The organism is Bradyrhizobium sp. SUTN9-2 (assembly GCF_003122645.1).
GTDB classification, from domain to species: Bacteria; Pseudomonadota; Alphaproteobacteria; order Rhizobiales; family Xanthobacteraceae; genus Bradyrhizobium; species Bradyrhizobium yuanmingense.
In genome coordinates this window covers 2,013,539-2,040,186 of record NZ_LAXE01000001.1, presented here as the reverse complement: position 1 = coordinate 2,040,186, position 26,648 = coordinate 2,013,539, and the positions used below count along the sequence as shown (strand labels likewise).

At 65.4% G+C, this 26,648-nt stretch carries 27 protein-coding genes; 10 read left to right on the top strand and 17 right to left on the bottom strand.

The genetic code is table 11. The features are described 5' to 3' along the window. Positions 1-8 precede the first annotated feature (8 nt). Positions 9-260 (top strand): hypothetical protein, encoded by a 252-nt coding sequence (locus XF30_RS09615; RefSeq protein WP_035998722.1) that lies wholly within the window; start codon positions 9-11, stop codon positions 258-260. Between the two features lies 1 nt (position 261). Here the strand turns inward: XF30_RS09615 and XF30_RS09610 are convergent, their stop codons facing one another. After that, positions 262-969 carry a GGDEF domain-containing protein gene (locus tag XF30_RS09610; protein ID WP_192893086.1) on the bottom strand — a complete coding sequence of 236 codons (708 nt, stop codon included), beginning with the start codon at positions 967-969 and terminating at the stop codon, positions 262-264. 142 nt (positions 970-1,111) lie between these two features. Between XF30_RS09610 and purE the strand changes: the two genes are divergently transcribed. Both purE and XF30_RS09600 read left to right on the top strand, forming a co-directional pair. Beyond that, entirely contained in the window at positions 1,112-1,600 is a 489-nt protein-coding gene (purE, locus tag XF30_RS09605; RefSeq protein ID WP_036021962.1) for a 5-(carboxyamino)imidazole ribonucleotide mutase, read from the top strand. Beyond that, a complete protein-coding gene (locus XF30_RS09600) occupies positions 1,597-2,703 on the top strand; it encodes a 5-(carboxyamino)imidazole ribonucleotide synthase (protein ID WP_109142522.1) in 1,107 nt (368 codons plus the stop codon). The genes purE and XF30_RS09600 overlap by 4 nt, the downstream gene beginning before the upstream one ends. Positions 2,704-2,745: 42 nt before the next feature. Here XF30_RS09600 and aqpZ read toward each other — a convergent pair whose 3' ends face one another. Continuing rightward, positions 2,746-3,468 carry an aquaporin Z gene (gene aqpZ, locus XF30_RS09595; protein WP_109142521.1) on the bottom strand — a complete coding sequence of 241 codons (723 nt, stop codon included), beginning with the start codon at positions 3,466-3,468 and terminating at the stop codon, positions 2,746-2,748. Positions 3,469-3,727: 259 nt separating this feature from the next. Here aqpZ and rpsU point away from each other — a divergent pair, with 259 nt between their 5' ends. After that, the gene (gene rpsU, locus XF30_RS09590) at positions 3,728-4,024 is read left to right on the top strand and encodes a 30S ribosomal protein S21 (RefSeq protein WP_008546194.1); all 297 of its coding nucleotides are present in this window, start codon (positions 3,728-3,730) and stop codon (positions 4,022-4,024) included. A gap of 101 nt (positions 4,025-4,125) precedes the next feature. Further along, on the top strand, positions 4,126-4,776 hold the full coding sequence (locus XF30_RS09585; RefSeq protein ID WP_109142520.1) for a tetratricopeptide repeat protein: 651 nt from the start codon (positions 4,126-4,128) through the stop codon (positions 4,774-4,776). Positions 4,777-4,802: 26 nt separating this feature from the next. Here the strand turns inward: XF30_RS09585 and XF30_RS09580 are convergent, their stop codons facing one another. From XF30_RS09580 to XF30_RS09525, 12 genes are all read right to left on the bottom strand, one after another. Continuing rightward, positions 4,803-5,708: a hypothetical protein gene (locus XF30_RS09580; protein WP_109142519.1), complete on the bottom strand. Its 906-nt coding sequence runs from the start codon at positions 5,706-5,708 to the stop codon at positions 4,803-4,805. A gap of 93 nt (positions 5,709-5,801) precedes the next feature. Further along, positions 5,802-6,086, bottom strand: coding sequence for a cupin domain-containing protein (locus tag XF30_RS09575; RefSeq protein WP_035998690.1), 285 nt, complete (start codon positions 6,084-6,086; stop codon positions 5,802-5,804). Between the two features lie 12 nt (positions 6,087-6,098). Continuing rightward, positions 6,099-7,196 carry a calcium:cation antiporter gene (locus tag XF30_RS09570; RefSeq protein WP_035998688.1) on the bottom strand — a complete coding sequence of 366 codons (1,098 nt, stop codon included), beginning with the start codon at positions 7,194-7,196 and terminating at the stop codon, positions 6,099-6,101. 49 nt (positions 7,197-7,245) lie between these two features. Next, the gene (locus XF30_RS09565) at positions 7,246-8,673 is read right to left on the bottom strand and encodes a sodium:proton antiporter (RefSeq protein ID WP_244608887.1); all 1,428 of its coding nucleotides are present in this window, start codon (positions 8,671-8,673) and stop codon (positions 7,246-7,248) included. 4 nt (positions 8,674-8,677) lie between these two features. Next, the gene (locus XF30_RS09560; RefSeq protein WP_109145630.1) at positions 8,678-9,475 is read right to left on the bottom strand and encodes an alpha/beta hydrolase; all 798 of its coding nucleotides are present in this window, start codon (positions 9,473-9,475) and stop codon (positions 8,678-8,680) included. 212 nt (positions 9,476-9,687) lie between these two features. After that, a complete protein-coding gene (locus tag XF30_RS09555; protein WP_057028050.1) occupies positions 9,688-11,085 on the bottom strand; it encodes an NAD(P)(+) transhydrogenase (Re/Si-specific) subunit beta in 1,398 nt (465 codons plus the stop codon). Between the two features lie 39 nt (positions 11,086-11,124). Then, positions 11,125-11,442, bottom strand: coding sequence for a proton-translocating transhydrogenase family protein (locus tag XF30_RS09550; protein WP_035998681.1), 318 nt, complete (start codon positions 11,440-11,442; stop codon positions 11,125-11,127). 12 nt (positions 11,443-11,454) lie between these two features. Beyond that, positions 11,455-12,582, bottom strand: a complete 1,128-nt coding sequence (locus tag XF30_RS09545; protein ID WP_109142518.1) for a Re/Si-specific NAD(P)(+) transhydrogenase subunit alpha — start codon at positions 12,580-12,582, stop codon at positions 11,455-11,457. Positions 12,583-12,720: 138 nt separating this feature from the next. Further along, positions 12,721-12,873 (bottom strand): aa3-type cytochrome c oxidase subunit IV, encoded by a 153-nt coding sequence (locus tag XF30_RS09540; protein ID WP_109142517.1) that lies wholly within the window; start codon positions 12,871-12,873, stop codon positions 12,721-12,723. Positions 12,874-12,969: 96 nt separating this feature from the next. Then, complete coding sequence (locus tag XF30_RS09535) at positions 12,970-13,365, bottom strand: type II toxin-antitoxin system death-on-curing family toxin (protein ID WP_109142516.1); 396 nt, start codon at positions 13,363-13,365, stop codon at positions 12,970-12,972. Positions 13,366-13,377: 12 nt separating this feature from the next. Continuing rightward, on the bottom strand, positions 13,378-13,602 hold the full coding sequence (locus XF30_RS09530; RefSeq protein WP_027545558.1) for an AbrB/MazE/SpoVT family DNA-binding domain-containing protein: 225 nt from the start codon (positions 13,600-13,602) through the stop codon (positions 13,378-13,380). A gap of 93 nt (positions 13,603-13,695) precedes the next feature. Next, complete coding sequence (locus tag XF30_RS09525; protein ID WP_109142515.1) at positions 13,696-15,633, bottom strand: M3 family oligoendopeptidase; 1,938 nt, start codon at positions 15,631-15,633, stop codon at positions 13,696-13,698. A 127-nt stretch (positions 15,634-15,760) separates the two neighbouring features. On the opposite strand from XF30_RS09525, the gene XF30_RS09520 reads away from it, so the two are divergent. The 3 genes from XF30_RS09520 to mepK all read left to right on the top strand — a co-directional run bounded on the left by XF30_RS09520 (position 15,761) and on the right by mepK (position 21,650). Next, positions 15,761-17,257, top strand: a complete 1,497-nt coding sequence (locus tag XF30_RS09520) for a sigma-54-dependent transcriptional regulator (RefSeq protein ID WP_057028054.1) — start codon at positions 15,761-15,763, stop codon at positions 17,255-17,257. 347 nt (positions 17,258-17,604) lie between these two features. Next, the gene (locus XF30_RS09515) at positions 17,605-19,773 is read left to right on the top strand and encodes a L,D-transpeptidase family protein (RefSeq protein WP_109142514.1); all 2,169 of its coding nucleotides are present in this window, start codon (positions 17,605-17,607) and stop codon (positions 19,771-19,773) included. A 284-nt stretch (positions 19,774-20,057) separates the two neighbouring features. Further along, the gene (gene mepK, locus XF30_RS09510) at positions 20,058-21,650 is read left to right on the top strand and encodes a peptidoglycan L,D-endopeptidase MepK (protein WP_244608886.1); all 1,593 of its coding nucleotides are present in this window, start codon (positions 20,058-20,060) and stop codon (positions 21,648-21,650) included. Between the two features lie 49 nt (positions 21,651-21,699). Here mepK and XF30_RS09505 read toward each other — a convergent pair whose 3' ends face one another. The 3 genes from XF30_RS09505 to XF30_RS09495 all read right to left on the bottom strand — a co-directional run bounded on the left by XF30_RS09505 (position 21,700) and on the right by XF30_RS09495 (position 24,326). Further along, positions 21,700-23,466: an adenylate/guanylate cyclase domain-containing protein gene (locus tag XF30_RS09505; protein ID WP_035998656.1), complete on the bottom strand. Its 1,767-nt coding sequence runs from the start codon at positions 23,464-23,466 to the stop codon at positions 21,700-21,702. Positions 23,467-23,552: 86 nt separating this feature from the next. Further along, the gene (locus XF30_RS09500) at positions 23,553-23,825 is read right to left on the bottom strand and encodes a DUF2312 domain-containing protein (RefSeq protein WP_018641571.1); all 273 of its coding nucleotides are present in this window, start codon (positions 23,823-23,825) and stop codon (positions 23,553-23,555) included. Between the two features lie 195 nt (positions 23,826-24,020). Further along, positions 24,021-24,326: a DUF1244 domain-containing protein gene (locus XF30_RS09495; protein WP_035998652.1), complete on the bottom strand. Its 306-nt coding sequence runs from the start codon at positions 24,324-24,326 to the stop codon at positions 24,021-24,023. Positions 24,327-24,479: 153 nt separating this feature from the next. On the opposite strand from XF30_RS09495, the gene XF30_RS09490 reads away from it, so the two are divergent. Both XF30_RS09490 and pyk read left to right on the top strand, forming a co-directional pair. Continuing rightward, positions 24,480-25,061: a DUF1036 domain-containing protein gene (locus XF30_RS09490; protein ID WP_035998649.1), complete on the top strand. Its 582-nt coding sequence runs from the start codon at positions 24,480-24,482 to the stop codon at positions 25,059-25,061. Next, complete coding sequence (pyk, locus tag XF30_RS09485; RefSeq protein ID WP_035998645.1) at positions 25,058-26,494, top strand: pyruvate kinase; 1,437 nt, start codon at positions 25,058-25,060, stop codon at positions 26,492-26,494. Before XF30_RS09490 ends, pyk begins: the two co-directional genes overlap by 4 nt. Positions 26,495-26,648 lie beyond the last annotated feature (154 nt).

Genomic DNA, 26,648 nt, shown 5'->3' with positions numbered 1-26,648 from the left:
GCAACGCCATGTCGGATGTGACCTATTACGTTGCAATGCCCTTCTTGATCGATGACGACGGATCACCCGTCGCAGGCGCTGCAGAGGAGTGTCAGTCCTCGACGGCGGCGCTGCGACGCGCAGAGATGCTGGCGCGCGGCGCCGGCCATATCGGCGCGATCGCGTTCAGCCGCAGCGGCGATCCCATGACCGGCGAATTCGGCGACGCGACGCTGCTGCGCAAGTTCGGCACCGTGCCGGAAGATCTTGCCACCCTCTAGACTAGCGCTCGCCGCCGACCAGCCTGATCCGCGGCTCGTGCCGGCGGCTCGCCTTGCGCACATACATGGCGGCATCCGCCTCCTCCAGGGCGCGGCCTGCAGCGGATTGCGGACCGAGCAGCGCGACGCCGGCCGAGGCGCCCGCGGTCACGTGCTGGCCGCGAAAAACGAATGACAATTCGTCGATCGCCTTCTCCAAGGCCGCAGCCTTGACCTTCGCATCGGTCTCGCTGAGATTCCAGAGCAGCAGCGCGAACTCGTCGCCCCCGAGCCGGCCGACCACGTCGGAGGCGCGGATCTGTCGCGTCAGCGTGGCGACAATCGCCTTGAGCACCTCATCGCCGGCGGCATGACCGAAGGAATCGTTGATCGGCTTCAGCCGATCGACGTCGAGCACGATCAGCGCCCCGCTGGCGCGGTAGCGCTTCATATAGGCGATGGCGCGCGCGAGCTCGCGCTCGAAACCGCGCCGGTTGGGAATCCCGAGCAGGAAATCGGTATCGGCGGCCGCCTCGAGCTCCGAGATCCGCAACAGGGCCGCCTTGAGCTTGCTCCTGAGGCCGCGGATGATCGCCTTGCCGTCATCGGCAGCCGGCGCTCTGCGCAAGGCCCGTTTGGCCGCGCGGCTCGAAACGGCTTTGGATCGGGCGGCGCTCATGTTCCGGCCCTTTCTGGCCTTCGCAGGGCTCGCCCTTTTCGGTTTCTTCATGGGCATCGTGCTCAATGAAGGCTTGCGGGGATTCACCAAGACAGGATAGTGGATTCCCTTCTCCTTGCCACCGCCTTGCGAGCCGCCGGCCGGAATCATTAATCTGGCCTATCTCTCTGTTTTTCTGGGCACAATTGACGTCATGACCGCGCCGATCGCCATCATCATGGGAAGCCAGTCGGACTGGGACACGATGCGGCACGCCGCCGACACGCTTGACGCGCTCGGCATTGCTGCCGACAGCCGCATCGTCTCGGCCCACCGCACGCCCGACCGGCTGTTCGCATTCGCCAAGGGTGCCAAGGCCGCAGGCTACAAGATTATCATCGCCGGCGCCGGTGGCGCGGCCCATCTGCCCGGCATGGCGGCGGCGCTGACGGAACTCCCTGTGTTTGGTGTTCCCGTCGAATCCAAGACGCTCAGGGGCGTCGATTCGCTCTATTCGATCGTCCAGATGCCCGCGGGCATTCCGGTCGGCACCCTCGCCATCGGCAAGGCCGGCGCGATCAATGCCGCGCTGCTGGCAGCCGCCGTGCTGGCATTGTCCGACCCCGCCCTGTCGGATCGCCTCGCCGCCTGGCGCAAGGCCCAGACCGAGGCGGTCGCCGAGCGGCCGGAGGACAAGGCGTGACGGACACCAGGCACGTGAAGCTGAAGCCCGGTGACACCATCGGAATCCTCGGCGGCGGACAATTGGGCCGGATGCTTGCCATGGCCGCGGCGCGACTCGGCCTGCGCTGCCAGGTGTTCTCGCCCGATCCGGATTCACCGGCCTTCGACGTCGTGCTGAACGCGACCTGCGCCGAATATGCCGACGTCGAGGCGCTCGAATTGTTCGCGCATGATGTCGACGTCATCACCTACGAATTCGAGAACGTGCCGGCGGCAGCCGCGCTGGTATTGGACGCGCGCCGCCCGGTGCTGCCCAACCGCAAGATCCTCGAGACGACCCAGGACCGGCTCGCCGAGAAGGATTTCGTGACGAAGCTCGGGATCGGCACTGCCGCCTACGCCGACGTCACCTCCGTCTCCTCGCTGCGCGAGGCGATCGCCAGGATCGGCCTTCCAGCGGTGCTGAAAACCCGCCGCTTCGGCTATGACGGCAAGGGCCAGGCCATCATCCGCGAGGGCGACGACATCGCGAAGGTGTGGACCAGCCTCGCCACCAAATCGGCGATCCTGGAGGCCTTCGTGCCCTACGAGCGCGAGATCTCCGTGATCGCCGCGCGCGCGGCCACGGGCGAGGTCGAGTGCTTCGACGTCACCGAGAACGAGCACCGCGACCACATCCTGAAGATATCGCGTGCGCCCGCGCCGATTCCTGACGCGCTCGCCGAGGAGGCGCGCAGCATCGCGAGCAAAATCGCAAGCGCGCTCGACTATGTCGGCGTGCTCGCGGTCGAAATGTTCGTGCTGGCAGGCGGCACCGGACCGAAGGTGCTGGTCAACGAGATCGCGCCGCGCGTGCACAATTCCGGGCACTGGACGCTCGACGGCGCCTCCGTCTCGCAGTTCGAGCAGCACATCCGCGCCATCGCCGGCTGGCCGCTCGGCAAGCCGGTGCGCCACGGCGAGGTCGTCACCATGACCAATTTGATCGGCGACGAGATCAACGATTACGAAAAGTGGCTGAGCGTGCCGGGCGCGACCGTGCACATCTACGGCAAGGGTGCGCCGCGCCCCGGCCGCAAGATGGGCCACGTGACGGAAGTCAGGCCGCCCCGCGACACGTGACGGGATCGCAGCAAGAGCTGCAATCCCGCCGGGCGATTGTGACTACGCCGTCTTCACGCCCGCAACGACGCCGCTGGGCTCCTCGCTGAGCCAGCGATAGATCACCCCGCCGAGCGCGCCGCCGATCAGCGGCGCGACCCAGAACAGCCACAGCTGCGACAGCGCCCAGCCGCCGACGAACAACGCCGGGCCGGTGCTGCGCGCCGGGTTCACCGAGGTGTTGGTGACGGGAATGCTGACGAGGTGGATCATCACCAGCGCGAGCCCGATCGCCAGCGGAGCGAAACCCGCCGGCGCGCGCCCATGGGTCGCCCCCATGATGATGAACAGGAACATCATGGTCATCACCACCTCGGTGAGGAAGCCGGCCATCATGCTGTACTGACCGGGCGAATGCGCGCCATAGCCGTTGGAGGCGAAGCCCTTGCTGACGTCGAAGCCGGGCGCCCCACTCGCAACGACATAGAGCAGCGATGCGGCGACAATCGCGCCCGCCACCTGGGCGATCACATAAGGCAGGATCTGGCCGGCCGGAAAGCGGCCGCCGGCGGCGAGACCGACCGTGACGGCCGGATTCAGATGGCACCCGGAGATGTGGCCGATCGCGTAGGCCATGGTGACGACGCTCAATCCGAAAGCCAGGGACACGCCGACCAGCCCGATCCCGACCTGCGGGAAGCCGGCGGCGATCACCGCGCTTCCGCAGCCCGCGAATGTCAGCCAGAAGGTGCCGATGGCTTCGGCAGCATATTTTTTGATGTCCATTGTAGTCCCTCATTGCAAAGATTCCGGAACAAAGCTCCGGTGCGGCCCCGTCCTCGGCGCCAAATCGCCCAAATCGGGGCCGCATGGAGGTATTTTCGCCGCATTTAATGGCCGAACTTGGCCCGAAAATCCGCTTGGCCGGTGGACATCTGCGGTTTTGTCTGATACATCCGCGCGCTCAAGGTTAAGGGCTTGCGCGTTTCGCCATCCCCTTTGACTTACCAGAATTCAAATCCGATCCACCTGAAGAGGATGCCGCGTGCAGGTTCTCGTTCGCGATAACAATGTTGATCAAGCCCTCAAGGCGCTGAAGAAGAAGATGCAGCGCGAGGGAATTTTCCGCGAGATGAAGCTCCGCGGTCATTACGAGAAGCCCTCCGAGAAGAAGGCCCGCGAAAAGGCCGAAGCCGTGCGCCGCGCGCGCAAGCTGGCCCGCAAGAAGCTGCAGCGCGAAGGCCTGCTGCCGATGAAGCCGAAGCCGGTGTTCGGCGCCGGCCCGGGCGGTGATCGCGGCGGTCGTGGCGGCCCCGGCGCAGGTCCGCGCGGACCGCGCTGAGCCGATTCAGCAAGACTCTAGTTTTCGATGACGCGGGCCCCGGGCCCGCGTTATTGTTTTGAGGACTTGTCGGATCAAGCTCTAGCGCGAGCCAACCGTAGATGGCCTCCCCTTTCTCCCAGCGCGGCCTTCCGCGACGGCGCCGGATCTGGCAGCCGCCGCTCGCGGCGGCCCTGACGGGGATCGTGCTGGGCGGCTGCTCGTTCGATCTGGGATCACTGATGCCGGAGAAGGACAAGCCGCAGGAGGCCCCCAAGGCCGCCGCGCCGGCCGAGAGCGCGGTGAGCGCCGGCAACGTCACCGAAGCCCAGGCCCATACCGCGAAGGCTCAGTCTCTGGCGAAGTCAGGCGAGGCCGCGGCAGCGCTCGACGAGTTCAATCGCGCGATCGGCCTCGATCCCTACAATGCGCAGGCGCTCTATGGCCGCGCCCTGATCTACCAGGGCAACAACCAGCACGACTTCGCGATCGCCGATTTCAGCGCCGCCAGCGGACTCAACCCGCAAAAGGCCGAGCCGCTGCTGGGCCGCGCCAACAGCTATCTCGCGCTCGGCAAGGTCAACGAGGCCGCAGCCGATCTCGACGAAGCCTCCGAGGCCGATCCGAACAATGCCCAGGTCTGGACCGCGCGCGGTCAGGTCTATGAGCGCTTGGGCGACAAAGCCAAGGCGGCGGCGTCCTACACCAAGGCGGTTGCGCTTCGTCCACGCGACGAACCCGCTCGCAGCGGTCTCGCCCGCGTCGGCGGCTGACGGTTTGGCGGAGGCTGAGCGGAGTTCTAGTCGGGCGTGGCGCTCTTGGGCAGAACGGCGTTGAACATCGACTTCATGCCCGACAGCATCTCGTCGGCGACATTGGTCTTCTTCGGCCGCGGCAGGGCGGCGCCCGCATCGGCACGCAGGTCGAGCGGCGGTGCGATGACCGGCACGGGAATGTCGGCCGGCGGCGTCACCCGATTCGGATCATCGTTGCCAATCGAGGCCGTGTAGGGCGGATTGGAGCCCCCATTGCCATAGGCCTCGGGTGAGGGCGTCGAGACATTGATCGGCGGCGGCAGCGGACGGACTGGAGACGGCTCCACATTCACGACACGCGGAGCCTCCGGCGTGCGGGCGGCGTCCCGCACCGCAGGCTCAGCCGGCTTGGTCTCCGACGCGCGAGCCTCGGCAGGCTTGGTTTCCGACGACCTGGCCTCGGCAGCCTTGCCCTCGGGCGACTTGCGCAGGCGCTCGATCGCAGCACGCGCCAGATCGTTGGCGTCGGGAGCCGCGGAAGCCGCCGTCGGGGCCGAATTGGCCTCAACCACGGGAGCAGAAGCCGCCGGTGCGGATTTCGCCGCGGCCTTGTCGCGGGCAGAGGGACGTCCGCGCGGACCGGTGTCAGCGGGAGCCACGTCTGCGGCCTTGGTCTCGGCGGCCGGCGGATGATCGGCCGGCTTCTCGACCGCCGCCTTGTCCGTCACGCTCTTCTCGGGGATGCCCTTGGCCTTGACGCCGGAGGCGGGAAGGTTGGCGGTATCGGTGGGTTTGCCGTCGCTGCCGGTCTGGGCAGGCGCGGTCACGGCGGCTGGGGTGTCGGCGGCCGGCTTGGCGTTGATGTAATGATTGACGATGTAGGCCCCGATGATCGTCGCGAGCACCGAGGGGAAAATATCCATCGAAATTTTTGCGAGGTATTTCAGCATTCCGACCACACTCCCCGCGCGACCTGATGCGGGAACTTTAGGGCATTGTGAGGGATCAACTGCGACGGATCGATGGCAAACGGTGGCGCGACCCTAGCGCTTCAGCTCAATTTCAAGGAACACGATCTCAGTTGAGGTTTCGTTAAGTACGTCATGCTGGACGCCGGCCTTGCGGAAATAGGATTTCCCGGCGGCAAGCTGCGCCTTGGACCTTTCGCCATTGGGCGCGACGATGGTCATCTCGCCGGCGGCGAGCGGAACGATCACATAGTCCATGCCATGGGTGTGATGGCCGGTGGCGCTGCCGGGGGCAAGCCGCCATTCCGTCACCCGGACCTCTTCGTTGTCGACCTGAACCTCGGACTGGGCGGCAAGCACCGGGAGCTCCTTCTAGGGTACGAAAACCATGAACACGTAGACGGCAAATACCACCATATGCACCAGGCCGAACAGGACATTGGTCCTGCCCGTGCCGAAGGTCAGCATGCTCAGGAAGAAGGTCAGCAGCAGGAGCACGCTGCCCTGGGCGCCGAGGCCGAGCTCGAGCTCCTTGTCGAGCGCGTAAGTGGCGACGCCGACGGCAGGAATGGTCAGGCCGATGGTCGCCAGCGACGATCCCAGAGCGAGGTTGATGCTCTTCTGGAGGTCGTTCTGGCGGGCCGCCGAGACGGCCGCGACGCCTTCCGGCATCAGGATCAGAAGCGCGACCAGAAGCCCGGCAAAGGCCGGCGGCGCGCCGATCTTGGCCGCGACGGCGTCGACCACCAGCGAGAATTTCTTGGAGAGCAGCACGACCGCCAGCAGCGCGATCAGCAGCAGCACGACGCTGAGCACCAGCATCCTGCCCGACAGATGCACCTCGCCGCTGCCGGCGTACGCCCGCTCGTGGACGAAGTAATCCTTGTGCAGGACCGTTTGGGTGTAGAGAAACACCGCATAGAGCGCCAGCGTGACCACGTCGACGAAGCCGAGCTGGACCGCCGAATAGACAGGCCCCGGCGTGGTGGTGGTGTAGTTCGGCAGGATCAGCGTGATGGTCGCGAGCGCGAACAGGACGCTGAGATAGACGTTGGCGCCGGAGAGCTGAAAACCCTGCTCGCGATAGCGCAGGCCGCCGATGAAGATGCAGAGCCCGACGAGGCCGTTGCAGACGATCATGACCACGGCGAACACGGTGTCGCGCGCCAGTGCCGGGGCAGGCTTGTCGCCCAGCATGATCGTGGTGATCAGCGCGACCTCGATGATGGTCACCGAGAGCGTCAGCACCAGCGTGCCGTAGGGTTCGCCGACCCGCTCCGCGATCACCTCGGCATGATGAACCGCCGCGAACACCGTGCCGAACAGGATGACCAGAAGGACAACGGTGAAGAGAAGACCACCAAACGACAGCGTGAAGACGTAATCCGTGGCGCTGACGGCTGCGAACAACAGCAGGGCCAGCGCCGGAAAGACCCAGGCCGACCGGGGCATCGGATCATGCGCGCTCATCCATCGGCTCCAACTACGAAAGCGAGCAATAGCAAATCGGCCGGCGGATTCAATGCCAGTGCAGGATCGGTGCGACCGGCAGGAACGTCAGCAACAGGAACAGCGGGATCAGCACGGCGCCGGCGCGCAGGAGATAACCGAAGAAGCTCGGCATCGCGACGCCGTTCTCGCGCGCGATGCTGCTCACCATGAAGTTCGGCGCGTTGCCGATATAGGTGAGCGCTCCCATGTAGACGGCCCCCATGGAGATCGAGGCGAGCGTGCCCGAGAGCTGATGCATCAGCACCTGCGGATTGCCGCCGGCGAGCTCGAAGAACAGCAGATAGGTCGGCGCATTGTCGAGGAACGCGGACATCAGGCCGGTGAACCAGAAATAGACGACCTCGCGCGGCGCGCCATCCGGCGCCGTCACCGCCGACAGCAGCCAGGCGAACGCGCCGTGATGGCCGGCATTGAGCATGGCAATGACCGGGATGATGGCGACGAAGATGCCCGCGAACAGTTTTGCGACCTCGCGGATCGGCTCCCAGGTGAAGCCGTTGGCCTGCCTGTGCTCGTCGGGCGTCAGCCACACCGACAGCGCCGCGATGGCCAGCAGCGCCAGGTTGCGCGCGACGTCCTCCAGCTCCAGCTTGGTACCGAAAATGTCGAAGGCAATGTCGGGCCTCCACATCGCCGAGGCGAGAAGGCTGGCGACGATGGCTGCGATCAGCACCAGATTGACGAGGCCGCGGATGCGCAACGGCTCTCCCCGGCCCGTGTCGGCGGGCGGCGGCTCACCGCGAAAGCGCCAGACGTCGACGACGGCGAAGATCGCGAGCAGCAGGACGGCGACGAGTGCGGTCTGCAACCAGATGGTCCGCGTGGTCCAGAAGAAGTCAACGCCATGCAGGAAGCCGACGAACAGCGGGGGATCGCCGAGCGGGCTCAGCGCGCCGCCGACATTGGCCACCAGGATGATGAAGAAGATGACGACATGGGTGTTGTGGCGCCGCTGCCGGTTGGCGCGGATCAAGGGGCGGATCAGGATCATCGCGGCACCCGTGGTGCCGACGATGCTCGCCCCCAGCGTGCCGAGCGCGAGGATGCCGACATTCGCCGCCGGCGTGCCCTTGATGTCGCCCGTGATGAGGATGCCGCCGGCCACGACATAGAGCGCGAACAGCAGCACGATGAACCCGAGATATTCGGCGAGCATGGCATGGACCAGCGCCGCCAGTGTCGCCATGCCGCCGGCGAAGACGACGAGCGCGGCGAGCGCCAGTAGCGACCAGGCAGCGGTGATCTTGCCGTAATGGTGATGCCAGATCTTCGGCAACAGCAGCGGCCCCATTGCAATCGACAGCAACAAGCCGGCAAAGGGCAGCGCATAGGGCCAGCGCATCGCCGCACCATCGAGGCCGGTCGCGGCAAGCGCGTTCTGCGGCAGAAACGTCAAGCAGGAGACGACGAGCGCGGGGAGGTAACGTTGAGCCAAGCCGTCAGCCGCCAATGAAGCCTCTCGCGGTTTCGATCGCGCCAAATTGATCGAGATCGTCGTGTCCGCCGCCCTCCATGCGAACGAACCGCTTGGGCTCGCGGGCGAGCGCGAACAGACGCTCTCCGAAGAGGATCGAAATGACAAGGTCATTGGTGCCATGCATGACGAGCAGCGGCACCGTGACGCGCGACATGCGCTGGTCCGAATGGAACGGGTCGCGCATCAGAAGGCGGACCGGAACGAACCAGAACGATGACCCCGCAATGTCGGCCGTCGACGTATAGGGCGCCTCCAGGATGAGTTTTCCAACGCGATGCTCCGAGGCGAGCGCGACCGCGACGCCCGTCCCGAGCGAAAAGCCCCAGGCGACGATTCGTTCCGCCGCATAGCGCGCGGTGGTGAACGCGTAGGCGGCTGCAGCGTCGCGCAGCAGGCCCTGCTCGCTCGGCATCCCGCTCGAGCCGCCATAGCCGCGATAGGACAGCGCAACGAGGCCGGTGCCGTCGGCGGTCATCGCCTTGAAACGACCAACGCGGCCGGCGAGAAAATCGCCATTGCCGTGGAAGTAGAGGATCACGGAACGACCGGGCTTGGCCGGCACGTGCCAGACGATGACCTGCTCGCCATCAGACGTGGTTAGGACATGCTCTTGCGCCTCGGGAAGGCCCGCAGCATCGGGTGCGGTGCGGCCGGCGGGCGGGATCGGAAACAGCATCTCGCGCTGGCGGACGTACAGCACGAGGAGACCGGCGCAATAGACGGTCAGGAGCACGATGGCGATCCACTTGACGATGCTCATCATTGCGCGGCCGCTCCCTCGGTTGAGACTAGGGCTTGCGACGGCTCCGCAGCAATTTCATGACGTCGGGCCGCAGGCTCGCCGGAACGTCGCGGCAGCTGCACGCCGCCTTGTGGGCAGCGTGCCAGGCGACGCGCTGCTCGCGCACGCCTTGGGCGGCATGCAATCGGACTGGTGCCATTCCTAATTGATGGCCACGGTCCCTCCCCCCGTCACATCGCCTTGACGATGTTCTCGGTGACCTTCTTGGCGTCGCCGAGCAGCATCATGGTGTTGTCGCGGTAGAACAGCGGATTGTCGATACCGGCATAGCCCGACGCCAGCGAGCGCTTGATGAACATCACCGTGCCGGCCTTCCAGACCTGGAGCACCGGCATGCCGTAGATCGGCGAAGTCTTGTCCTCTTCGGCCGCCGGGTTGGTGACGTCGTTGGCGCCGATCACGAAGGCAATGTCGGCCTGCGCGAATTCGGAGTTGATGTCCTCGAGCTCGAACACCTCGTCATAGGGCACGTTGGCTTCGGCCAGCAGCACGTTCATGTGGCCGGGCATGCGGCCGGCGACCGGGTGAATGGCGTATTTCACCTCGACGCCTTCCTTCTTGAGCATGTCCGCCATCTCGCGCAGCGCGTGCTGGGCCTGCGCCACCGCCATGCCGTAGCCGGGCACGATGATGACCTTGGAGGCGTTCTTCATGATGAAGGCCGCATCGTCCGCCGAGCCGAGCTTGGCGGGCTTCTGCTCGCCCGTGGCGCCGCCGGCCGCCGCGGTCTCACCGCCGAAGCCGCCGAGGATGACCGAGATGAAGGACCGGTTCATCGCGTGGCACATGATGTAGGACAGGATCGCGCCCGAGGAACCGACCAGCGCGCCGGTGATGATCAGCGCGGAATTACCGAGCGTGAAGCCGATGCCGGCGGCCGCCCAACCCGAATAGGAGTTCAGCATCGAGATCACGACCGGCATGTCGGCGCCGCCGATCGGGATGATCATGAGCACGCCGAGCGCCAGCGCGATGATGGTGATCATCCAGAAGTCGAACGCGCCGCCGGTGAGGACGAGACGGACGATAAAGAACACCAGCGCCACGGCCAGCGCGATGTTGATGATGTGACGGGCCGGCAGGATGATCGGCGCGCCGCTCATGCGCGCGGACAGCTTCAGGAACGCGATCACCGAGCCGGTGAAGGTCAGCGCGCCGATGGCGACACCGAGCGACATTTCGACCAGACTTGATGCATGAATGGCGCCAGGCTTGCCGATGTCGAAGGCCTCAGGCGCGTAGAACGCGCCGGCAGCGACCAGCACCGCGGCCATGCCGACCAGCGAGTGGAAGGCGGCGACCAGTTCCGGCATCGAGGTCATCGGCACGCGGCGGGCGATCACCGCGCCGATGCCGCCGCCGATCGCGACCGCGAGGATCACGAGGACCCAGGCCACGCCATCCGCCGGCGGATGGCTCGCCAGCGTGGTGGCGACCGCGATCGCCATGCCGATCATGCCGAACAGATTGCCCTGGCGCGAGGTTGCCGGGCTCGACAGCCCGCGCAGCGACAGGATGAACAGCACCCCCGCCACGAGATACAAGAATGCAGAGAGATTGGCGCTCATCTCAGGTCCCCATTGATCCCTTCAGCCCGAGGTGGCCGCTTACTTCGACTTCTTCTTGTACATCGCCAGCATGCGCTGGGTGACAAGGAAGCCGCCAAAGATGTTCACGCAGGCGAAGACGAGCGCGACGAAGCCGAAGCCGCGCGCCCAGCCCGAGCCGCTCGAAACCATGCCGACGCCGACGGCGAGCAGCGCGCCGACCACGATCACCGAGGAGATCGCGTTGGTCACGCTCATCAGCGGCGTGTGCAGCGCGGGCGTCACCGACCACACCACGAAATAGCCGACGAAGACGGCGAGGACGAAGATCGACAGCCGGAAGATGAAGGGGTCGACGACCTGTGCAGCGTGCTCCATGGCAATCTCTCCTTAAGCTTTCGGCTGGAAGTTCGGGTGGATCACGGCGCCGTCCTTCGTCAGCGCGGTAGCCTTGACGAGTTCGTCGTCCCAGTTGACGGCGAGCTTCTTCTCTTTCTTGTCGATCATGGTCTCGATGAAGGAGAACAGGTTGCGCGCGTAGAGGCTGGAGGCCGAGGCCGCAACGCGACCCGCAACGTTGGTGTAGCCGACGATCTTGATGCCATCGAGGTCGACGACTTCGCCGGCCTTGGCGCCCTCGACATTGCCGCCGCGTTCGACGGCGAGATCGACCAGCACCGAGCCGGGCTTCATCGACTTGACCATGTCGGCACTGACGAGCTTCGGCGCCGGGCGGCCCGGAATCAGCGCGGTGGTGATGACGATGTCCTGCTTCTTGATGTGCTCGGCGGTGAGCGCGGCCTGCTTGGCCTGGTATTCTTTCGACATTTCCTTGGCGTAGCCGCCGGCGGTCTGCGCGTTCTTGAACTCCTCGTCCTCGACGGCGAGGAATTTCGCGCCGAGGGATTCCACCTGCTCCTTGGTGGCGGGCCGCACGTCGGTCGCGGTCACGACGGCGCCGAGACGGCGCGCGGTCGCGATCGCCTGGAGGCCGGCGACGCCGACGCCCATCACGAACACCTTCGCGGCGGGCACGGTGCCGGCCGCCGTCATCATCATCGGGAAGGCGCGGCCGAAAGCCTCGGCACCCTCGATCACGGCGCGGTAGCCGGCAAGGTTCGCCTGCGAGGACAACACGTCCATCACCTGGGCGCGCGTGATGCGCGGCATCAATTCCATCGCGAAAGCGGAGACGCCGGCCTCGGCGATCGTCTTCAGCGCGGCCTCGTTGCCATAGGGATCCATGATGGCGATGACGAGCGCGCCGCGCTTGTATTGACTAACCTCGGAAGCCTCGGGACGCTTCACCTTGATGACGATGTCGGCGTCCTTCAGCGCGTCAGGGCTGACGGTGGCGCCCACGGCGGTGAATTCTGAATCCGGCAGGCCCGATTTGAGGCCGGCGCCCGGCTCGATGGCGATCTCGGCGCCTAACGCCTTGAACTTCTTCACCGTATCAGGCGAAGCGGCGACCCGCGGCTCCGACGGATCGATTTCCTTGGCAACGGCAATTTTCATGAGGCCTCCGGCGACGCAGGACAGCGCGCGCGCAAACTAAGCGTTACTTCCCGCAGCGTTCGATACCGGTTTTGTTACCGGCTTGGATGCAAATATTCTGGGCAGCTGCTGCCGCTGGCATGTGCAGCTGCTGATCGATCAGGTGAGGAAGATCGCCATCAGGATCACGATGAGCGCGACCGAGACCGTGCCCCACTTAACCAGCTTGATGAAGCCCTCGTAGGTCTGCTCGTGGGCAGCGTAGTCGTTGCCGTCGGCGGTCGTGTACGCCACTTCGCTATGGTCAGCCATCGATTGTCCCCAGTCGAAAGTCGAATTCTCGGGCTGGGATACCGCAAACTTCCAGGCAGGGCAACGGCACCCGGGCGCGGTTTTCCGCAAATGGGGTCATTTGGAATTCCGATTGTCCTTGATCCAGCGCGTGAGGCTTTGCTCGCTGACTTCGCCAGCGGCAAGGGACAGAAAGATAATGGTCGCTTCCGCAGGATCGGGACTAAAGCCAACGCCATTCTTGTGGAGAAAGACCATCATCGCCATGAAGGCGATGCGCTTGTTGCGGTCAGCGAATGCACGGTTCTTCGCCAGCCCGAACGCGTAAGCCGCGGCAAGTTCATCAAGCGTCGCCTGCTCGTAGCGCCGCTTGTTGATCGGCCGCTCCAGGGCCGACCGCAGCATGCCTTCATCACGCAGCCCCGGTGCACCACCAAATCGGCGAAGCTGTCGGCTGTGAATTGCGACAGCCTGCTCGTAGGTGATCCACAGCGGCTCTCGATGCTCGCTCACGGCGCGACGCCACTATTTTGCGAGCGCGGCGAGCGTGTCGCGATACTTGTCCATGACCTCGTCGGCGATCTCCATCGTCCGTTCGAAGTCCGGATCATAGGGCAGCGCCTGGAAGCCACCCCCGGGCAGTTCGACAATATGCAATTGCTGTCCGCGCTTGAGATCGAGCCGCTGCATCAGCTCGCGCGGAAGCAACAGCCCGTCCGAATTGCCGATCTTCTTGATCTCGATCTTCATGGCCGGCCGATCTTTAGCGCGTTATACACATGTATAACATCGCCACAGAGCGAGTTCAACAGATGTTTTACGCACCGGCAAGCGCGAACGGCCTCAGCCCATTGCCTCCAGCTCGTCTATCATCCCAGCGATCACGCTAAGCCCGCCGTCCCAGAACTCGGGGTCCTTGGCATCGAGTCCGAACGGCCGCAGCAGCTCCGAATAGTGCTTCGTGCCGCCGGCGGCGAGCATGTCGAGATAGCGTTCGGCAAAGCCCTCGGTGGCGTGCTCATAGACCGCATAGAGCGAGTTCACGAGACAATCGCCGAACGCATAGGCGTAGACGTAGAACGGCGAATGGATGAAGTGCGGGATGTACATCCAGTAGTTCTCGTAGCCCGCCTTGATCTCGATCGCCGGTCCAAGGCTCTCGCCCTGCACCGACAGCCAGATCTCGCCGAGCCGCGTCGCGGTGAGCTCGCCGTTCTTGCGCTCGGTGTGGACCGCACGCTCGAAGGAATAGAACGCGATCTGCCGCACCACGGTGTTGATCATGTCCTCGACCTTGCCGGCGAGCAGCGCCTGGCGCTGCTTCGCACTCTTCGTCTGGGCCAGCAGCCGCTTGAAGGTGAGCATTTCGCCGAACACGCTCGCGGTCTCCGCCAGGGTCAGCGGCGTCGGCGCCATCAGCGCGCCGTTCTTTGCCGCGAGCACCTGATGGACGCCATGGCCGAGCTCATGCGCGAGCGTCATCACGTCGCGCGGCTTGCCCTGGTAGTTCATGAGAACGTAAGGGTGCGCTGACGGCGTGGTCGGATGCGAGAACGCCCCGGGCACCTTGCCCGGCCGGACCGGCGCGTCGATCCAGCGGTCGGTGAAGAAGCGCTCGGCGATATCGGCCATTTTGGGCGAGAAGCCGCGATAGGCCGTCAGCACCATGCTGCGCGCCTCCGGCCAGGCGATGACATCGGTCGCCGCGAAAGGCAGCGGCGCGTTGCGGTCCCAATAGGCCAGCCGCTTCTTGCCGAACCATTTCGCTTTCAGCGCATAATAGCGATGCGACAGTTTCGGATAGGCTGCGCGCACCGAGGCGACCAGCGCATCGACGACCTCGCGCTCGACACGATTGTTCAGATGGCGGGAATCGGCCACGTCCTTGAAGCCGCGCCAGCGGTCGGAGATGTCCTTGTCCTTGGCCAACGTGTTGGTGATCAGCGCAAAGGTGCGCTCATTGGCCTTGAAGGTCTTCGCCAGTGCCTCCGCCGCGCTCTTGCGCTTGGCGCCGTCGCGATCCTGCAGCAGATTCAGCGTCGGCTCGATCGCGAACTCCTTGGCGCCGACCTTGAAGCGGAGGCTGGAGATGGTCTGATCGAACAGCCGGTTGAAGGCTGAATAGCCGGTCTGCGCCTTCTCCAGGAAAAGCTGCTCGAGCTTGTCGTCGAGCTGGTACGGCTTCTCCTTGCGCAGATCCTCGATCCAGGGACCGTAGTGCGCGAGCTCGGCGGCCTGCATCGCGCGATTCAAAATATCGTCATCGATCCGATTGAGCTCGAGCGCGAAGAACAACAGATGCGTGGACGCCGCCGTCAGCCGCTCGGACACGTCGCCGTAAAACTTTGAAATCGCAGGGTCCACACTGTCGCCGGCATGGACGAGCCCGGCATAGGAGCCGAGACGGCCGGCGAGATCGTCGATCGCCTCATAGCGTCGCACCGCCTCGGCGAGCCACTTTCCGCCATCTTCGTTTGCTGTCCCTGTCGCCAGCTTGCCCCTGTAGTCCGTCTCGAAGGCGACGCAGTCGGCATCCATTCTCTCGAGGTCGCGCGCCACCTCCGGCGCCTCGATCCCGGAATAGAGGTCGGCCAGGTTCCACTCCGGAAGCTTGCCGGTCTTGCTCGCAGCTTTGGAGGGTGCAGCTTTGGAGGGCCTTGCCTTGGGGGCGGATTTTTTGGTGCTTGGCTTGCGGAGAGCGGGCTTGCCGGGAGCGGACTTCTTGAGAGCGGACTTGTTCAAGGCAGATTTGTTCAAGGCGGACTTGGAGCGCGAATTCATTGTGTGGGAAACCTGTGTTCAACAATCGCGGCGGCAGGCGGGGGCATCAAGGTTTAAGCGTGCGTTAATCGGCTTCGGCCAGAGTGCCCCGATTCGAGACAGATAGTAGTAGCGTGCGGGGAACACCATGGCTGCCAGTATTTTGATCGCCGACGACGACGCTGTAGCCCGCCGGCTGGTCGAGAACATGGTGCAGAAATGCGGCTATGAGACGGTCGTCGTGGACTCCGGTGACGCCGCAATTGCCGCCCTCACTGCCCCCGACGGACCGGCCATCGACGCCGTCATCCTCGACCTCGTCATGCCCGGCCTCGACGGCATGGGCGTATTGGCGAAGATCCGCGAAGCCGGCCTGAGCGTCCCCGTCATCGTGCAGACCGCTCATGGCGGTATCGACAACGTGATCTCCGCGATGCGCGCGGGCGCGGCCGATTTCGTCGTCAAGCCGGTCGGCGTCGAGCGGCTCCAGGTCTCGCTTCGCAACGCGCTCAACACGTCCGCGCTCAAGGGGGAATTGCAGCGCATCCGTCACAGCCGCGAAGGACGGCTCACCTTCTCCGACATCATCACCCGCTCCGAAGCGATGACGGGCGTGATGCGCGCCGCCCAGAAGGCGGCAAACTCCGCGATCCCCGTGCTGATCGAGGGCGAGTCCGGCGTCGGCAAGGAGATGTTCGCGCGCGCCATCCATGGCAGCGGCGAGCGCAAGGCCAAGCCGTTCGTTGCGGTCAATTGCGGCGCAATTCCCGACAACCTCGTCGAGTCCATCCTGTTCGGCCATGAGAAGGGCGCCTTCACCGGGGCCACCGAGCGGCACACGGGCAAGTTCGTCGAGGCTCATGGCGGCACGCTGTTTCTGGACGAGGTCAGCGAGCTGCCGCTGACGGCGCAGGTAAAGCTGCTGCGTGCGCTCCAGGAAGGCGCCGTGGAATCGGTCGGCGGCCGCAAGCCGCTCAAGGTCGACGTCCGCATCATCTCGGCCACCAATCGCAAGCTGCTGGAGCGGGTGAAGCAGGGACAATTCCGGGAAGACCTGTTCTACCGGCTGCACGTGCTGCCGCTGACGATCCCCTCGCTGCGCGCGCGGCGTGAGGATATCCCGCACCTGCTCAGGCATTTCATCGCGCGCTTTGCCGCCGAGGAGAACCGCCCGATCACCGGGATCAGCGGCGAGGCGGTGGCCCATCTTGCCCAGCTCGACTGGCCCGGCAACATCCGCCAGCTCGAGAACGCGGTCTATCGCGCCGTGGTGATGAGCGACGGGGACCAGCTTGGTCTCGGCGACTTCCCTCTGCTCGCCTCGCAGGCGCATCCCGTCACGGATATTCCGACCGCTCCGTTGCTGCTCGAGCCGGCGGCGACGCCCTCCGTAGTGTCGGGTAATGAAATACCAATCGCCCCGCTCCCCGCGGTGGGAACGCTGTCTATGCTCACTGCGACCGGGGATGTCCGCCCGCTGGAGGACATGGAGAACGAGATCATCCGTTTCGCCATCTCGCATTATCGCGGCCAGATGTCCGAAGTGGCTCGCCGACTCAAAATCGGCCGCTCGACGCTCTACCGCAAACTCGACGAGGCCGGGGTTCCCGGGCATGGCGGCAAAAGCGGCGAGGAGACGCATTGAGCCCAGTGCGAACGAAGCTTCGCACGGCGGTGCGAGATCGCTCTAAGCCGTTCGCGTGACGACGGAATTCGTCTGCGATTTGAACCGTGACTTGGAAGTGACAGACAGAGGGAAAAGCGCGTGGCAGAAGCGTACAATCCGTTGCCAAGAGGCTCCCTTGAAGTCAGTTTGTCGTGAGTTGCCCCGGGCAGCGCTGGCCGCAAAATCGGGGCCTGTATATCGTCTGCGTCAGAATCGTTGCGTGCAGGCGTGCAACTTTCGAGAGGCCGGCGCGGTTTAGCCGAAACATCAATAAGCGATAACGAGCTGTTCCATGAAGGAACAGTTCACCCGAGGGGTGCGACACAATGCGTGACTGTTTGAACCACCGTGTGGGCTTTGACCGTGTCTTGATGACGGTCGCGGCGACCTTCCTCACGGTGTCGGCCAGCTCGGCCCTGGCGCAGGATCTGCCGCGCAGCAGCGCCGCGGAACTCGCGATCGAAGCCGCGATCCCGCGCCCCGAACCGGCAAACGTCCCGCCCCCGACTGCAGCCGACATCAAGCTCGACACCACCGCCACGGTGCAGGATTCCACGAAGGACGTCGCAAGAGATTCCGCCAAGGTGAACGTCGCGCCCACCGCGGACAAGGTGGAGACCAAGCCCTCCGACGTTGCCACCACACCCGCGCCGGAAGCGCCGAAGAGCGAGACTGCGAAAACCGGGCCGGCCAAGGCCGACACCGCAACGGCCACGCCGACGGCTCCCGCAGCACCGGCCGCCGAACCGGTGAAGGCCGCAAGCAACGTGCCCACCGCCGACCAACCGGTCGCGGACAAGCTCAAGGACATCATCGGCGCTAAGACCTCGCGCCATTTCGACCGCAAGAACGAGCGTGCAGCGATTGAGAAGTTCTATGGCGCGCGCGACTTCGCGCCGGTCTGGACGCAAGGCGGCAACCTGACTGCTGCGGCCAAGGGCGTGATCGCACGGCTCAAGGACGCGGCGTCCGACGGTCTCAATCCCGCCGACTATCCGGTGCCGGATTTCGCCGCCACGCCCCCCGATGCGCTGGCTGATGCCGAGCTCAAGCTCACCGCCAGCATGTTCGACTATGCCCGCCACGCCCAGAGCGGCCGCATGCATTGGTCGCAGGCCGGCGGCGACATTCTCTATCCCGAGCATCCGGTCGATCCCGGCGAAGTGCTCGCCAAGATCACGACGGCGGCGGACGCCTCCGCGGCGCTCGAGAGTTACAACCCGCCGCACAAGCTCTACAAGGAGCTGAAGGCCAAGCTCGCCGAGCTGCGCCGCCAGGGCAGCGGTCCGGTGATCGAGATCGCCGACGGCCCTGCGCTGAAATACACCCCTGCCGGCAAGAAGCAGGCTGAGATCGTCGTGGAAGATCCGCGCGTGCCGCAACTGCGCGCCAAGCTCGGCCTCGCCGAGAACGCGAGCGACACCCGCTATGACGCGGCGGTCGCCGAAGCCGTGCGCAAATTCCAGAGCGGCGCCGAGCTGAAGGCGACCGGCATCCTCGACGACAAGACGGTCAAGGCGCTCAACACCCCCAAGCGCGACAAGCAGATCGACGTGGTGCTGGTGAACATGGAACGCTGGCGCTGGCTGCCGCGCGAGCTCGGCGCGCCGTCGCTGGGTGATGCCTATGTCATCCTCAACATTCCCGATTTCACTTTGAAAGTGATGCAACGCGGCCAGCAGGTCTGGACCACACGCGTCGTCACCGGCAAGCCGGGCAAGCAAGCCACCCCGCTCCTCACCGAGACGATGAAGTACATCACGGTGAACCCGACCTGGAATGTGCCGCCATCCATCGTTTACAACGAGTACCTGCCGGCATTGCAGCAGGACCCGACCGTGCTTCAACGCATGGGCCTGAGGCTTGAGCAAAACCGCGACGGCTCGGTGCACATTTCGCAGCCGCCGGGCGAAGCCAACGCGCTCGGCCGCATCCGCTTCAACTTCCCGAACAAGTTCCTCGTCTATCAACACGACACGCCGGACAAGCATTTGTTCGCCAAGGAAGAGCGCGCCTTCAGCCATGGCTGCATGCGCGTGCAGAATCCGGATCAGTACGCCTCCGTTCTGCTCAACATCGTCATGCCGAACGAGAAGTACACGCCGGAGCGCATCCGCAGCATGTACGGCAAAAGCGAGATCGACCTGAAATTCCCGACCCCAATCCCGGTCAACATCACCTATCAGACCGCGTTCGTGGATGAGGCCGGCAAGCTGCAGTTCCGCAAGGACGTCTATGGCCGCGACGCGGCCATGATCAACGTCCTGAAGAACAACCGCGGCAAGGACCTCGAGGCCGTCGTGGCGCATTCCCAGCCGAGCTATTCGCGTCCGGCAACGACGCTGCCCTCCGGAGTGGCCGTGGCCAACAACGGCAGCGGCTTCGGCTCGTCCGGGCCGAACTTCTTCGAGCGGCTGTTCGGGGCGCCCACCCAGGCCGTGCCGCCGGCACCGGTCGGCCGCCGTCCGCAACAGCAGCGGGTGTTTACCCGCTGACGCCCGTCCCGCACTCGTTTTCCTGAAATTCTGCAAGGAAATCAGCGACCCCGTCCCCAGGATGGGGTCGTTGACGTTAACCATGCTGCGACCTGCGATGGGGCGGCGGGCGTTTTTTTGCCACAGTCAACCGCTTAGGATCGTAATCTGACTTGGTTTGGGGGCGAGAAGGTCAACCTCAAATTAACCTTCTCGCTTTAAGAAAGCGTTCATCCTCTTTCGCGCTGCTAACGGGGTTGGCGGGAGAGTCCATTTGAACGCTCGTCGACTGGGTGGGCTCATACGTGCTGACTGGTCTCGCACGCCAACTTGCTGTGCTGTCGTTGTCCCATGCGGGCGTGAAGGCCGGGTCCCGGATCGGCCTTGCGGCTGCATTACTGCTTGCGGCCGCCGGTTCGGTTCATGACGCCGCCGCGCTGAACGAGACCAAGACGCTCTCGTTCCACCACACCCATTCCGGCGAAGACCTCACCGTCACCTTCAAGCGCGACGGGCGCTATGACGAAGCGGCGCTGAAGCAGCTCAACCATTTCCTGCGCGACTGGCGCAGCCAGGAGCAGACGGTCATGGACCGTCGCCTGTTCGACATCCTCTGGGAAGTCTATCGGGACGTCGACGGCAAGCAGCCGATCCAGATCATCTCCTCCTATCGCTCCCCCGCCACCAACGCCATGCTCCGCCGCCGCTCCTCCGGCGTGGCGCGCGCCAGCCAGCACATGCTGGGCCATGCGATAGACTTCTACATCCCCGGCGTGCCGCTGGAGCAGATCCGCTTCGCCGGCCTGCGCCTGCAGCGCGGCGGGGTCGGCTTCTATCCGACATCCGGCTCGCCTTTCGTGCACCTCGACACCGGCAGCGTCCGGCACTGGCCGCGGATGACCCATGACCAGCTCGCCCGCGTCTTCCCGGACGGCAAGACGGTGCATCTGCCGACCGATGGGGTGCCGCTGAAGAACTATGAGCTCGCCAAGGCCGAGATCGAGCGGCGCGGCAGCGGCGATGACGCCGGCAGCAAGCCGAATTTCTTCGCAGCCTTGTTCAGGAGCAAGCCGGCAGCTCCGGCCGCCAGCGACGAGGATGACGAGGGCGCGCCCAGCCCGGCCGCGAAGCCGGCGGCACCGACCGTCGTCGCAGCCGCCGCCAAGCCCGCCGAGCCGGTGCCGACGCCGCGCGCCAAGCCGCAGATCGCCGCCGCGATCCAGCTCGCGTCGGCCGATGCGCAGATCGTCGCGCCGCCCAAGCCGAAGCCCGCGCCCGTGGCTGACAAGCCCGCTGCCAGCAAGCCGGAAACCCCGGCCGACATCATCAATGCGCGCGGCTTCTGGGATGACGTTCCGGCCACGCCGCAGCAGGCGACGCCGGCGCAGGTCGCCGCGCTGAAGGCGCGCCAGGCGCTGGCCGCGGCCACCGATCCGCAACCGACCGCGAGCGTGTCCAACGCGGCCCTGCAAGCCCTGGCTTACGCGCCGGCGGCGTCCCCAGTCGACCGCGGCAATGTCGTCGCCGCCTCGGCGCCGATCCCGCGCACCACCCGCCCCCGCAGCTTGGCTCAGGCGCCGGAGATCAACAGCGTGGTCGGCAAGAGCGTCGACGGCAGGGTCGCAACCGCGACCCGCCTGTCTGCGGCCAAGGGCGAGAGCATCTGGCTCAAGATCGTGATGCTGTCGCCGAGCGCCAGCCACGCGATGTCGGTGACGCTGATGGGCGAGCTCGATACCGCGGCGCTGCGCGGCTATTTCGTCAAGCCGCGCTCCGTGATCGCGATGGGCTTCTCCGACGACCCGATGCAGGGCCTGTCCTGCGACAATTTCTCGGGCAGCGCGACCGCAAAGCTCGAGACGACGTCGTTCGTCGTGCGCACCGCCGCGCTCCGCTGAGTCCTCTGTACCAGCAAAGCTCTCTCTGTTCGTCCTTGCCCGGGGTTGATCAAGCCGGCAAGCCGGCCGCGATGAGGCCGGCCTCGTGACGCTGCCGGTCGGGCTCGCGCTTGTAGTGCAGCGTCGCAAGATAAGCTGCCACCGAGAATCCCGGTTCGCGCTTCAAGACCTCGGCGGCGTGAGCGCCGGCCGCGATCGCGTTCTTCATCTGCGCGAATGTCGCCGCCAGGAACGCATGATGGGTATAGTCGGGGCGCGTGATCCTTGAAAACGCCTCGGCGGCCTCGGCGTATTTCTCCGCGCAATAATAGGCGCGGCCCAGATGGCTCCAGAAGCGCTCGGGATGATAGGGGTTGAGACGCATCGCTTTCCTGATCCAGTCGATGCCTTCCTCCGGCAGGCCCAGCCAGGTCAGAAGCTCTCCCTGTTGCACGACGACGAGGTCGTAGTTCGGATTGAGGGCGAGTGCACGCTCCTGGTGATAGGTGGCCTTTTCGTAGTCGTGTCGCGTCAGATTCAGCGCGGCGAGAATTCGGTGTACGTCCGCGTCGTTGTCGTCGAGCGCCAACGCAATTTCCAGCTCCGAAGCAACCTGCTCGAAGGTCGCCTCGCGGTCGGCGCACCAGCCATAGATCCAGCACTGACCGAGCACGCATGCCTTCCAGGCATGAGCGTGGGCATAGTTCGGATCCATCGCCAGCGCACGGTTGAGCAGCGTCTGCGCCTGAGCGTTGTCGTCGCGGGTTGATCGATGATGCAGGAGCTTTGCAGCCAGCACGCATTCGTAAGCGGGCATGTTGTCGGTCGGCTTGCGCTTGGTGCGGTCGTGCGTTGCGGCTTCTACTCGCCCCGGCAACGTCGCCACGATCGCGCGGGTCATCTCGTCCTGGATGGCGAAGATATCCCGGAGCTCGCGGTCGTAACGTTCGGCCCAGATATGGCGGTCGGTCTCTGCATCGATCAGCTGCACGGTGACGCGGACGCGCTCGCCGGCCTTGCGAACGCTGCCCTCGATGACATAGTCGACTCCGAACTCACGGCCGATGTCCTGGACCTTTACGGCCTTTCCCTTGTAGACGAACGTCGAGTTGCGGGAGATGACGAGCAGGTCGTGGAAGCGCGAAAGCTCGGTGATGATGTCCTCGGTGAGACCGTCAGCGAAGAACTCCTGCTCCGGATCGCCGCTCATATTGGCGAACGGCAGCACGGCGATGGACGGCTTCTTCGAAACACCCGGCGGCGTCAGAGCACGATTGGACCCGTCAGGCAGGCTTGCGGGCCCCTCCGCCAGCCGAATGCGGAAGATGCGGATTGGACGGGCGATGTTCTTGACGCTCTGTTCACCGAGATCGTCGAACTGAACGCCGTCGAGCCGGTCGCCGACCTGATCGCGCACCGCGCCGGAGACGCAGATTCCTCCGGGCTCGGCCAGCGTCTCCAGCCGCGCCGCGACGTTGACGCCATCGCCGAATATGTCGTTCTGATCGACGATGACGTCGCCGAGATTGATGCCGATGCGGAATTGGATCCACCGCGGCGGCGGGACGTCGGCATTGCGCCGCGCCATGCGGCGCTGAACCTCGGCCGCACATAGCACGGCATCGACGACGCTGTGGAATTCCGCGAGCATGCCGTCGCCGGTCGTCTTGATGATACGGCCGCGATTCTTGGCAATGGCGGGATCGATGAGCTCGACACGATGGGTCTTGAGGCGCGCAAGGGTGCCGGCCTCGTCGACCTCCATCAGCCGGCTGAAGCCGACCATGTCGGCAGCGAGAACCGCGGCAAGCCTGCGCTCTGGTCCCGGCACATCCATCGCTCGGTCCCTTCACCGAGCAACCTAGCAGATGCCGAGATTTTGCCCAAGCTTGGTGCGCTGCAACGCCGACCGGGCGGGGCGCCTCAGAGCATCCCCAGCGCCTGCATGTAGGTCTCGAGGATGGTCTCTGCCTCGGCGCGCTCGTTGGGGTCCTGCTTGCGCAGGCGCACGATGGTGCGCAGCGCCTTGACGTCGTAGCCGTTGCCCTTGCTTTCGGCATAGACGTCGCGGATGTCGTCGGAGATCGCCTTCTTCTCTTCCTCCAGCCGCTCGATGCGCTCGATGATGGATTTGAGCTGGTCCTTGGCGAATTTCGTCGCGGGCTCGTCGTCGCGGACGGCGGCGGAGGTGGCCATCTTGGTACTCCCAATGGAACTGGCAAAACGAGGTGACGCCGGCATCCCTCACCGCGCGTGCTGGGTAGACCCTTAGGGTCGGCGCTCCCAGCGTTCAAGCAAGCATCACGCTCGTCCACAGCGCGCCCACACCTTCCTGCGCCGACGCACAGAAAGCTGTTGTGTGGTGCGACTCAGGGCTCGGCGATGGGCCGTTCAATGCCCGTGGGGATGGACCTTCTTCATCGCCTCGAGCTGCTCGGGCGTGGCCGTGCCCTGGTGCTTCGCCTTCCAGGTCTCATAGGGCATGCCGTAGACGGCTTCCCGGCTCTCGTCCTTGCTCAAGGCGACGCCCTGGGCGTCCGCGGCGTCCTTGAGCCAGTTGGACAGGCAATTGCGGCAGAAGCCGGCCAGATTCATCAGGTCGATGTTCTGGACGTCGGTGCGGCTCCGCAGATGCTCGACCAGGCGCCGAAAAGCGGCCGCCTCGAGCTCCGTTCTGGTTTTGTCGTCGATTGCCATGGCTGTCTTTCCTCAAGGTCCGTTCCGGGGCAGGGTTACGGGATCAGGTGGGTCTTGTCACAGATTTTGCCATATCGCGGCGCAAAGGGGCCACTGCCCGGCTGCCCCGGCCCAACGCCAAATCGTCAATGATCTGGTATAGCTTCCGCGACAATGACTGCCGAATCTCCCCGCTCCCCGCTTTACCTGCTCGCCCGGTTGGTCCCGGTGCTGGTGGTCGCCCTGGCGTGCCTCTACGCCGGCCCGGCCTCCGCCGATTTCCGCCTCTGCAACAACACGTCGAGCCGGGTCGGGATCGCGCTCGGCTACAAGGACGCCGAGGGCTGGACCACCGAGGGCTGGTGGAACATCTCGTCCCGTTCCTGCGAGACGCTGCTGCGCGGCACGCTGGTCGCCCGGTACTACTACATCTACGCCATCGACTACGACCGCGGCGGCGAATGGTCGGGCCAAGCCTTCATGTGCTCCCGCGACAAGGAGTTCACCATCCGCGGCACCGAGGATTGCCTGGCCCGCGGCTATGACCGCACCGGCTATTTCGAGGTCGACACCGGCGAGCAGCGCGCCTGGACGGTGCAGCTGACCGACGCCAACGAACAGCCGGCGCAGCAGCGCGTGCCTGGCCTGCCCGGCCCGGTGGGCCCGGGCGGCGTTCCGGGTTTGCCCAATAGCCCGCCCGGTGCTACGCCCCCGGGCTCGCCCGGCCTGCCACCCCCGTCTGGAAATAAGCCATGAGGCGCCTTCGCCGTATCAAGATTCTCGCGACCCTGGGACCAGCCTCTTCAGACCTCGCGATGATCCGCCGCCTGTTCGAGGCCGGCGCCGACCTGTTCCGCATCAACATGAGCCACACCCCGCATGACAAGATGCGGGAGCTGGTGGCGACGATCCGCAACGTCGAGAGCAGCTACGGCCGGCCGATCGGCATCCTGGTCGACCTGCAGGGCCCGAAGCTGAGACTGGGCGCCTTTGCCGAAGGGGCGATCCAGCTCCAGAACGGGCAGACCTTCACGCTGGATTCCGACAAGACGCCCGGCGATGCCACGCGCGTCCAGCTCCCGCATCCGGAGATCCTGGCGGCGCTCAGGCCCGGCCATGCGCTGCTGCTCGACGACGGCAAGGTGCGGCTGATCGCGGAGGAGACCTCGAAGGAGCATGCGGTGACGCGTGTCGTGGTCGGCGGCAAGATGAGCGACCGCAAGGGCGTCAGCCTGCCCGACACCGACCTGCCGGTCTCGGCGATGACGCCCAAGGACCGCGCCGACCTCGAGGCCGCCCTCGTCACCGGCGTCGACTGGATCGCGCTGTCCTTCGTGCAGCGCGCCGACGACGTCATCGAGGCCAAGAAGATGATCCGCGGCCGGGCCGCCGTGATGGCCAAGATCGAGAAGCCGCAGGCGATCGACCGCCTCGCCGACATCATCGAGGCTTCCGATGCGCTGATGGTGGCGCGCGGCGACCTCGGCGTCGAGCTGCCGCTGGAGCGGGTGCCGAGCCTGCAGAAGCAGATGACGCGGATGGCGCGCCGCGCCGGCAAGCCGGTGGTGATCGCGACCCAGATGCTGGAATCGATGATCCAGTCGCCGGTGCCGACCCGCGCCGAAGTCTCCGACGTCGCCACCGCGGTCTATGAGGGCGCCGACGCCATCATGCTGTCGGCGGAATCGGCGGCCGGCAAATTCCCGGTCGAGGCGGTCTCGACCATGAACCGCATCGGCGAGGAGGTCGAGCGCGATCCGACCTACCGTTCGGTGATCATGGCCCAACGTCCGGCGCCGGAATCCACCGCGGGCGATGCCATCGCCGACGCCGCGCGGCAGATCGCCGAGACGCTCGACCTGCCGGCCTTGATCTGCTGGACCTCATCGGGCTCGACCGCCGTGCGCGTGGCGCGCGAGCGGCCGAAGCCGCCGATCGTGGCGATCACGCCGAACATCACCGCCGGCCGCCGGCTCGCGGTCGCCTGGGGCGTGCATTGCGTGGTGGCGGAGGACGCGCGCGACCAGGACGACATGGTGAGCCGCGCCGGCCAGATCGCCTTCCGCGACGGTTTCGTCCGCGCCGGCCAGCGCGTCATCATCGTCGCCGGCGTGCCGCTCGGCATCCCCGGCACCACCAACATGGTGCGCATCGCCTCGGTCGGCCCCGAGGGCGACGCCAACATGTGAGGCCCGCCGGGGGCGGCCAAACAAAAAGTCGAAAAACAACCCCATGCACAGTAGCCGGCCGCTCTGGCCGGTCTTGCCGGGGTTTTGCGAAAAGGCACGCTCGGGCAATGGCCTGAGCGCGATCAGGTCGCCTTTTGGCTCGCGGCGCGATTTC

Bases quoted from the DNA above. Each gene is read 5' to 3' on its own strand.
- XF30_RS09585 (WP_109142520.1), top strand. From the start codon at position 4,126: ATGGCCTCCCCTTTCTCCCAGCGCGGCCTTCCGCGACGGCGCCGGATC.
- XF30_RS09560 (WP_109145630.1), bottom strand. From the start codon at position 9,475: ATGAGCATCGTCAAGTGGATCGCCATCGTGCTCCTGACCGTCTATTGC.
- XF30_RS09520 (WP_057028054.1), top strand. From the start codon at position 15,761: ATGGCTGCCAGTATTTTGATCGCCGACGACGACGCTGTAGCCCGCCGG.
- XF30_RS09580 (WP_109142519.1), bottom strand. From the start codon at position 5,708: ATGCTGAAATACCTCGCAAAAATTTCGATGGATATTTTCCCCTCGGTG.
- XF30_RS09555 (WP_057028050.1), bottom strand. From the start codon at position 11,085: ATGAGCGCCAATCTCTCTGCATTCTTGTATCTCGTGGCGGGGGTGCTG.
- XF30_RS09530 (WP_027545558.1), bottom strand. From the start codon at position 13,602: ATGAAGATCGAGATCAAGAAGATCGGCAATTCGGACGGGCTGTTGCTT.
- XF30_RS09615 (WP_035998722.1), top strand. From the start codon at position 9: ATGTCGGATGTGACCTATTACGTTGCAATGCCCTTCTTGATCGATGAC.
- XF30_RS09500 (WP_018641571.1), bottom strand. From the start codon at position 23,825: ATGGCCACCTCCGCCGCCGTCCGCGACGACGAGCCCGCGACGAAATTC.
- XF30_RS09525 (WP_109142515.1), bottom strand. From the start codon at position 15,633: ATGAATTCGCGCTCCAAGTCCGCCTTGAACAAATCTGCCTTGAACAAG.
- pyk (WP_035998645.1), top strand. From the start codon at position 25,058: ATGAGGCGCCTTCGCCGTATCAAGATTCTCGCGACCCTGGGACCAGCC.
- XF30_RS09550 (WP_035998681.1), bottom strand. From the start codon at position 11,442: ATGGAGCACGCTGCACAGGTCGTCGACCCCTTCATCTTCCGGCTGTCG.
- XF30_RS09570 (WP_035998688.1), bottom strand. From the start codon at position 7,196: ATGAGCGCGCATGATCCGATGCCCCGGTCGGCCTGGGTCTTTCCGGCG.
- XF30_RS09505 (WP_035998656.1), bottom strand. From the start codon at position 23,466: ATGGATGTGCCGGGACCAGAGCGCAGGCTTGCCGCGGTTCTCGCTGCC.
- XF30_RS09540 (WP_109142517.1), bottom strand. From the start codon at position 12,873: ATGGCTGACCATAGCGAAGTGGCGTACACGACCGCCGACGGCAACGAC.
- XF30_RS09515 (WP_109142514.1), top strand. From the start codon at position 17,605: ATGCGTGACTGTTTGAACCACCGTGTGGGCTTTGACCGTGTCTTGATG.
- XF30_RS09495 (WP_035998652.1), bottom strand. From the start codon at position 24,326: ATGGCAATCGACGACAAAACCAGAACGGAGCTCGAGGCGGCCGCTTTT.
- XF30_RS09545 (WP_109142518.1), bottom strand. From the start codon at position 12,582: ATGAAAATTGCCGTTGCCAAGGAAATCGATCCGTCGGAGCCGCGGGTC.
- XF30_RS09610 (WP_192893086.1), bottom strand. From the start codon at position 969: ATGAAGAAACCGAAAAGGGCGAGCCCTGCGAAGGCCAGAAAGGGCCGG.
- aqpZ (WP_109142521.1), bottom strand. From the start codon at position 3,468: ATGGACATCAAAAAATATGCTGCCGAAGCCATCGGCACCTTCTGGCTG.
- purE (WP_036021962.1), top strand. From the start codon at position 1,112: ATGACCGCGCCGATCGCCATCATCATGGGAAGCCAGTCGGACTGGGAC.
- XF30_RS09490 (WP_035998649.1), top strand. From the start codon at position 24,480: ATGACTGCCGAATCTCCCCGCTCCCCGCTTTACCTGCTCGCCCGGTTG.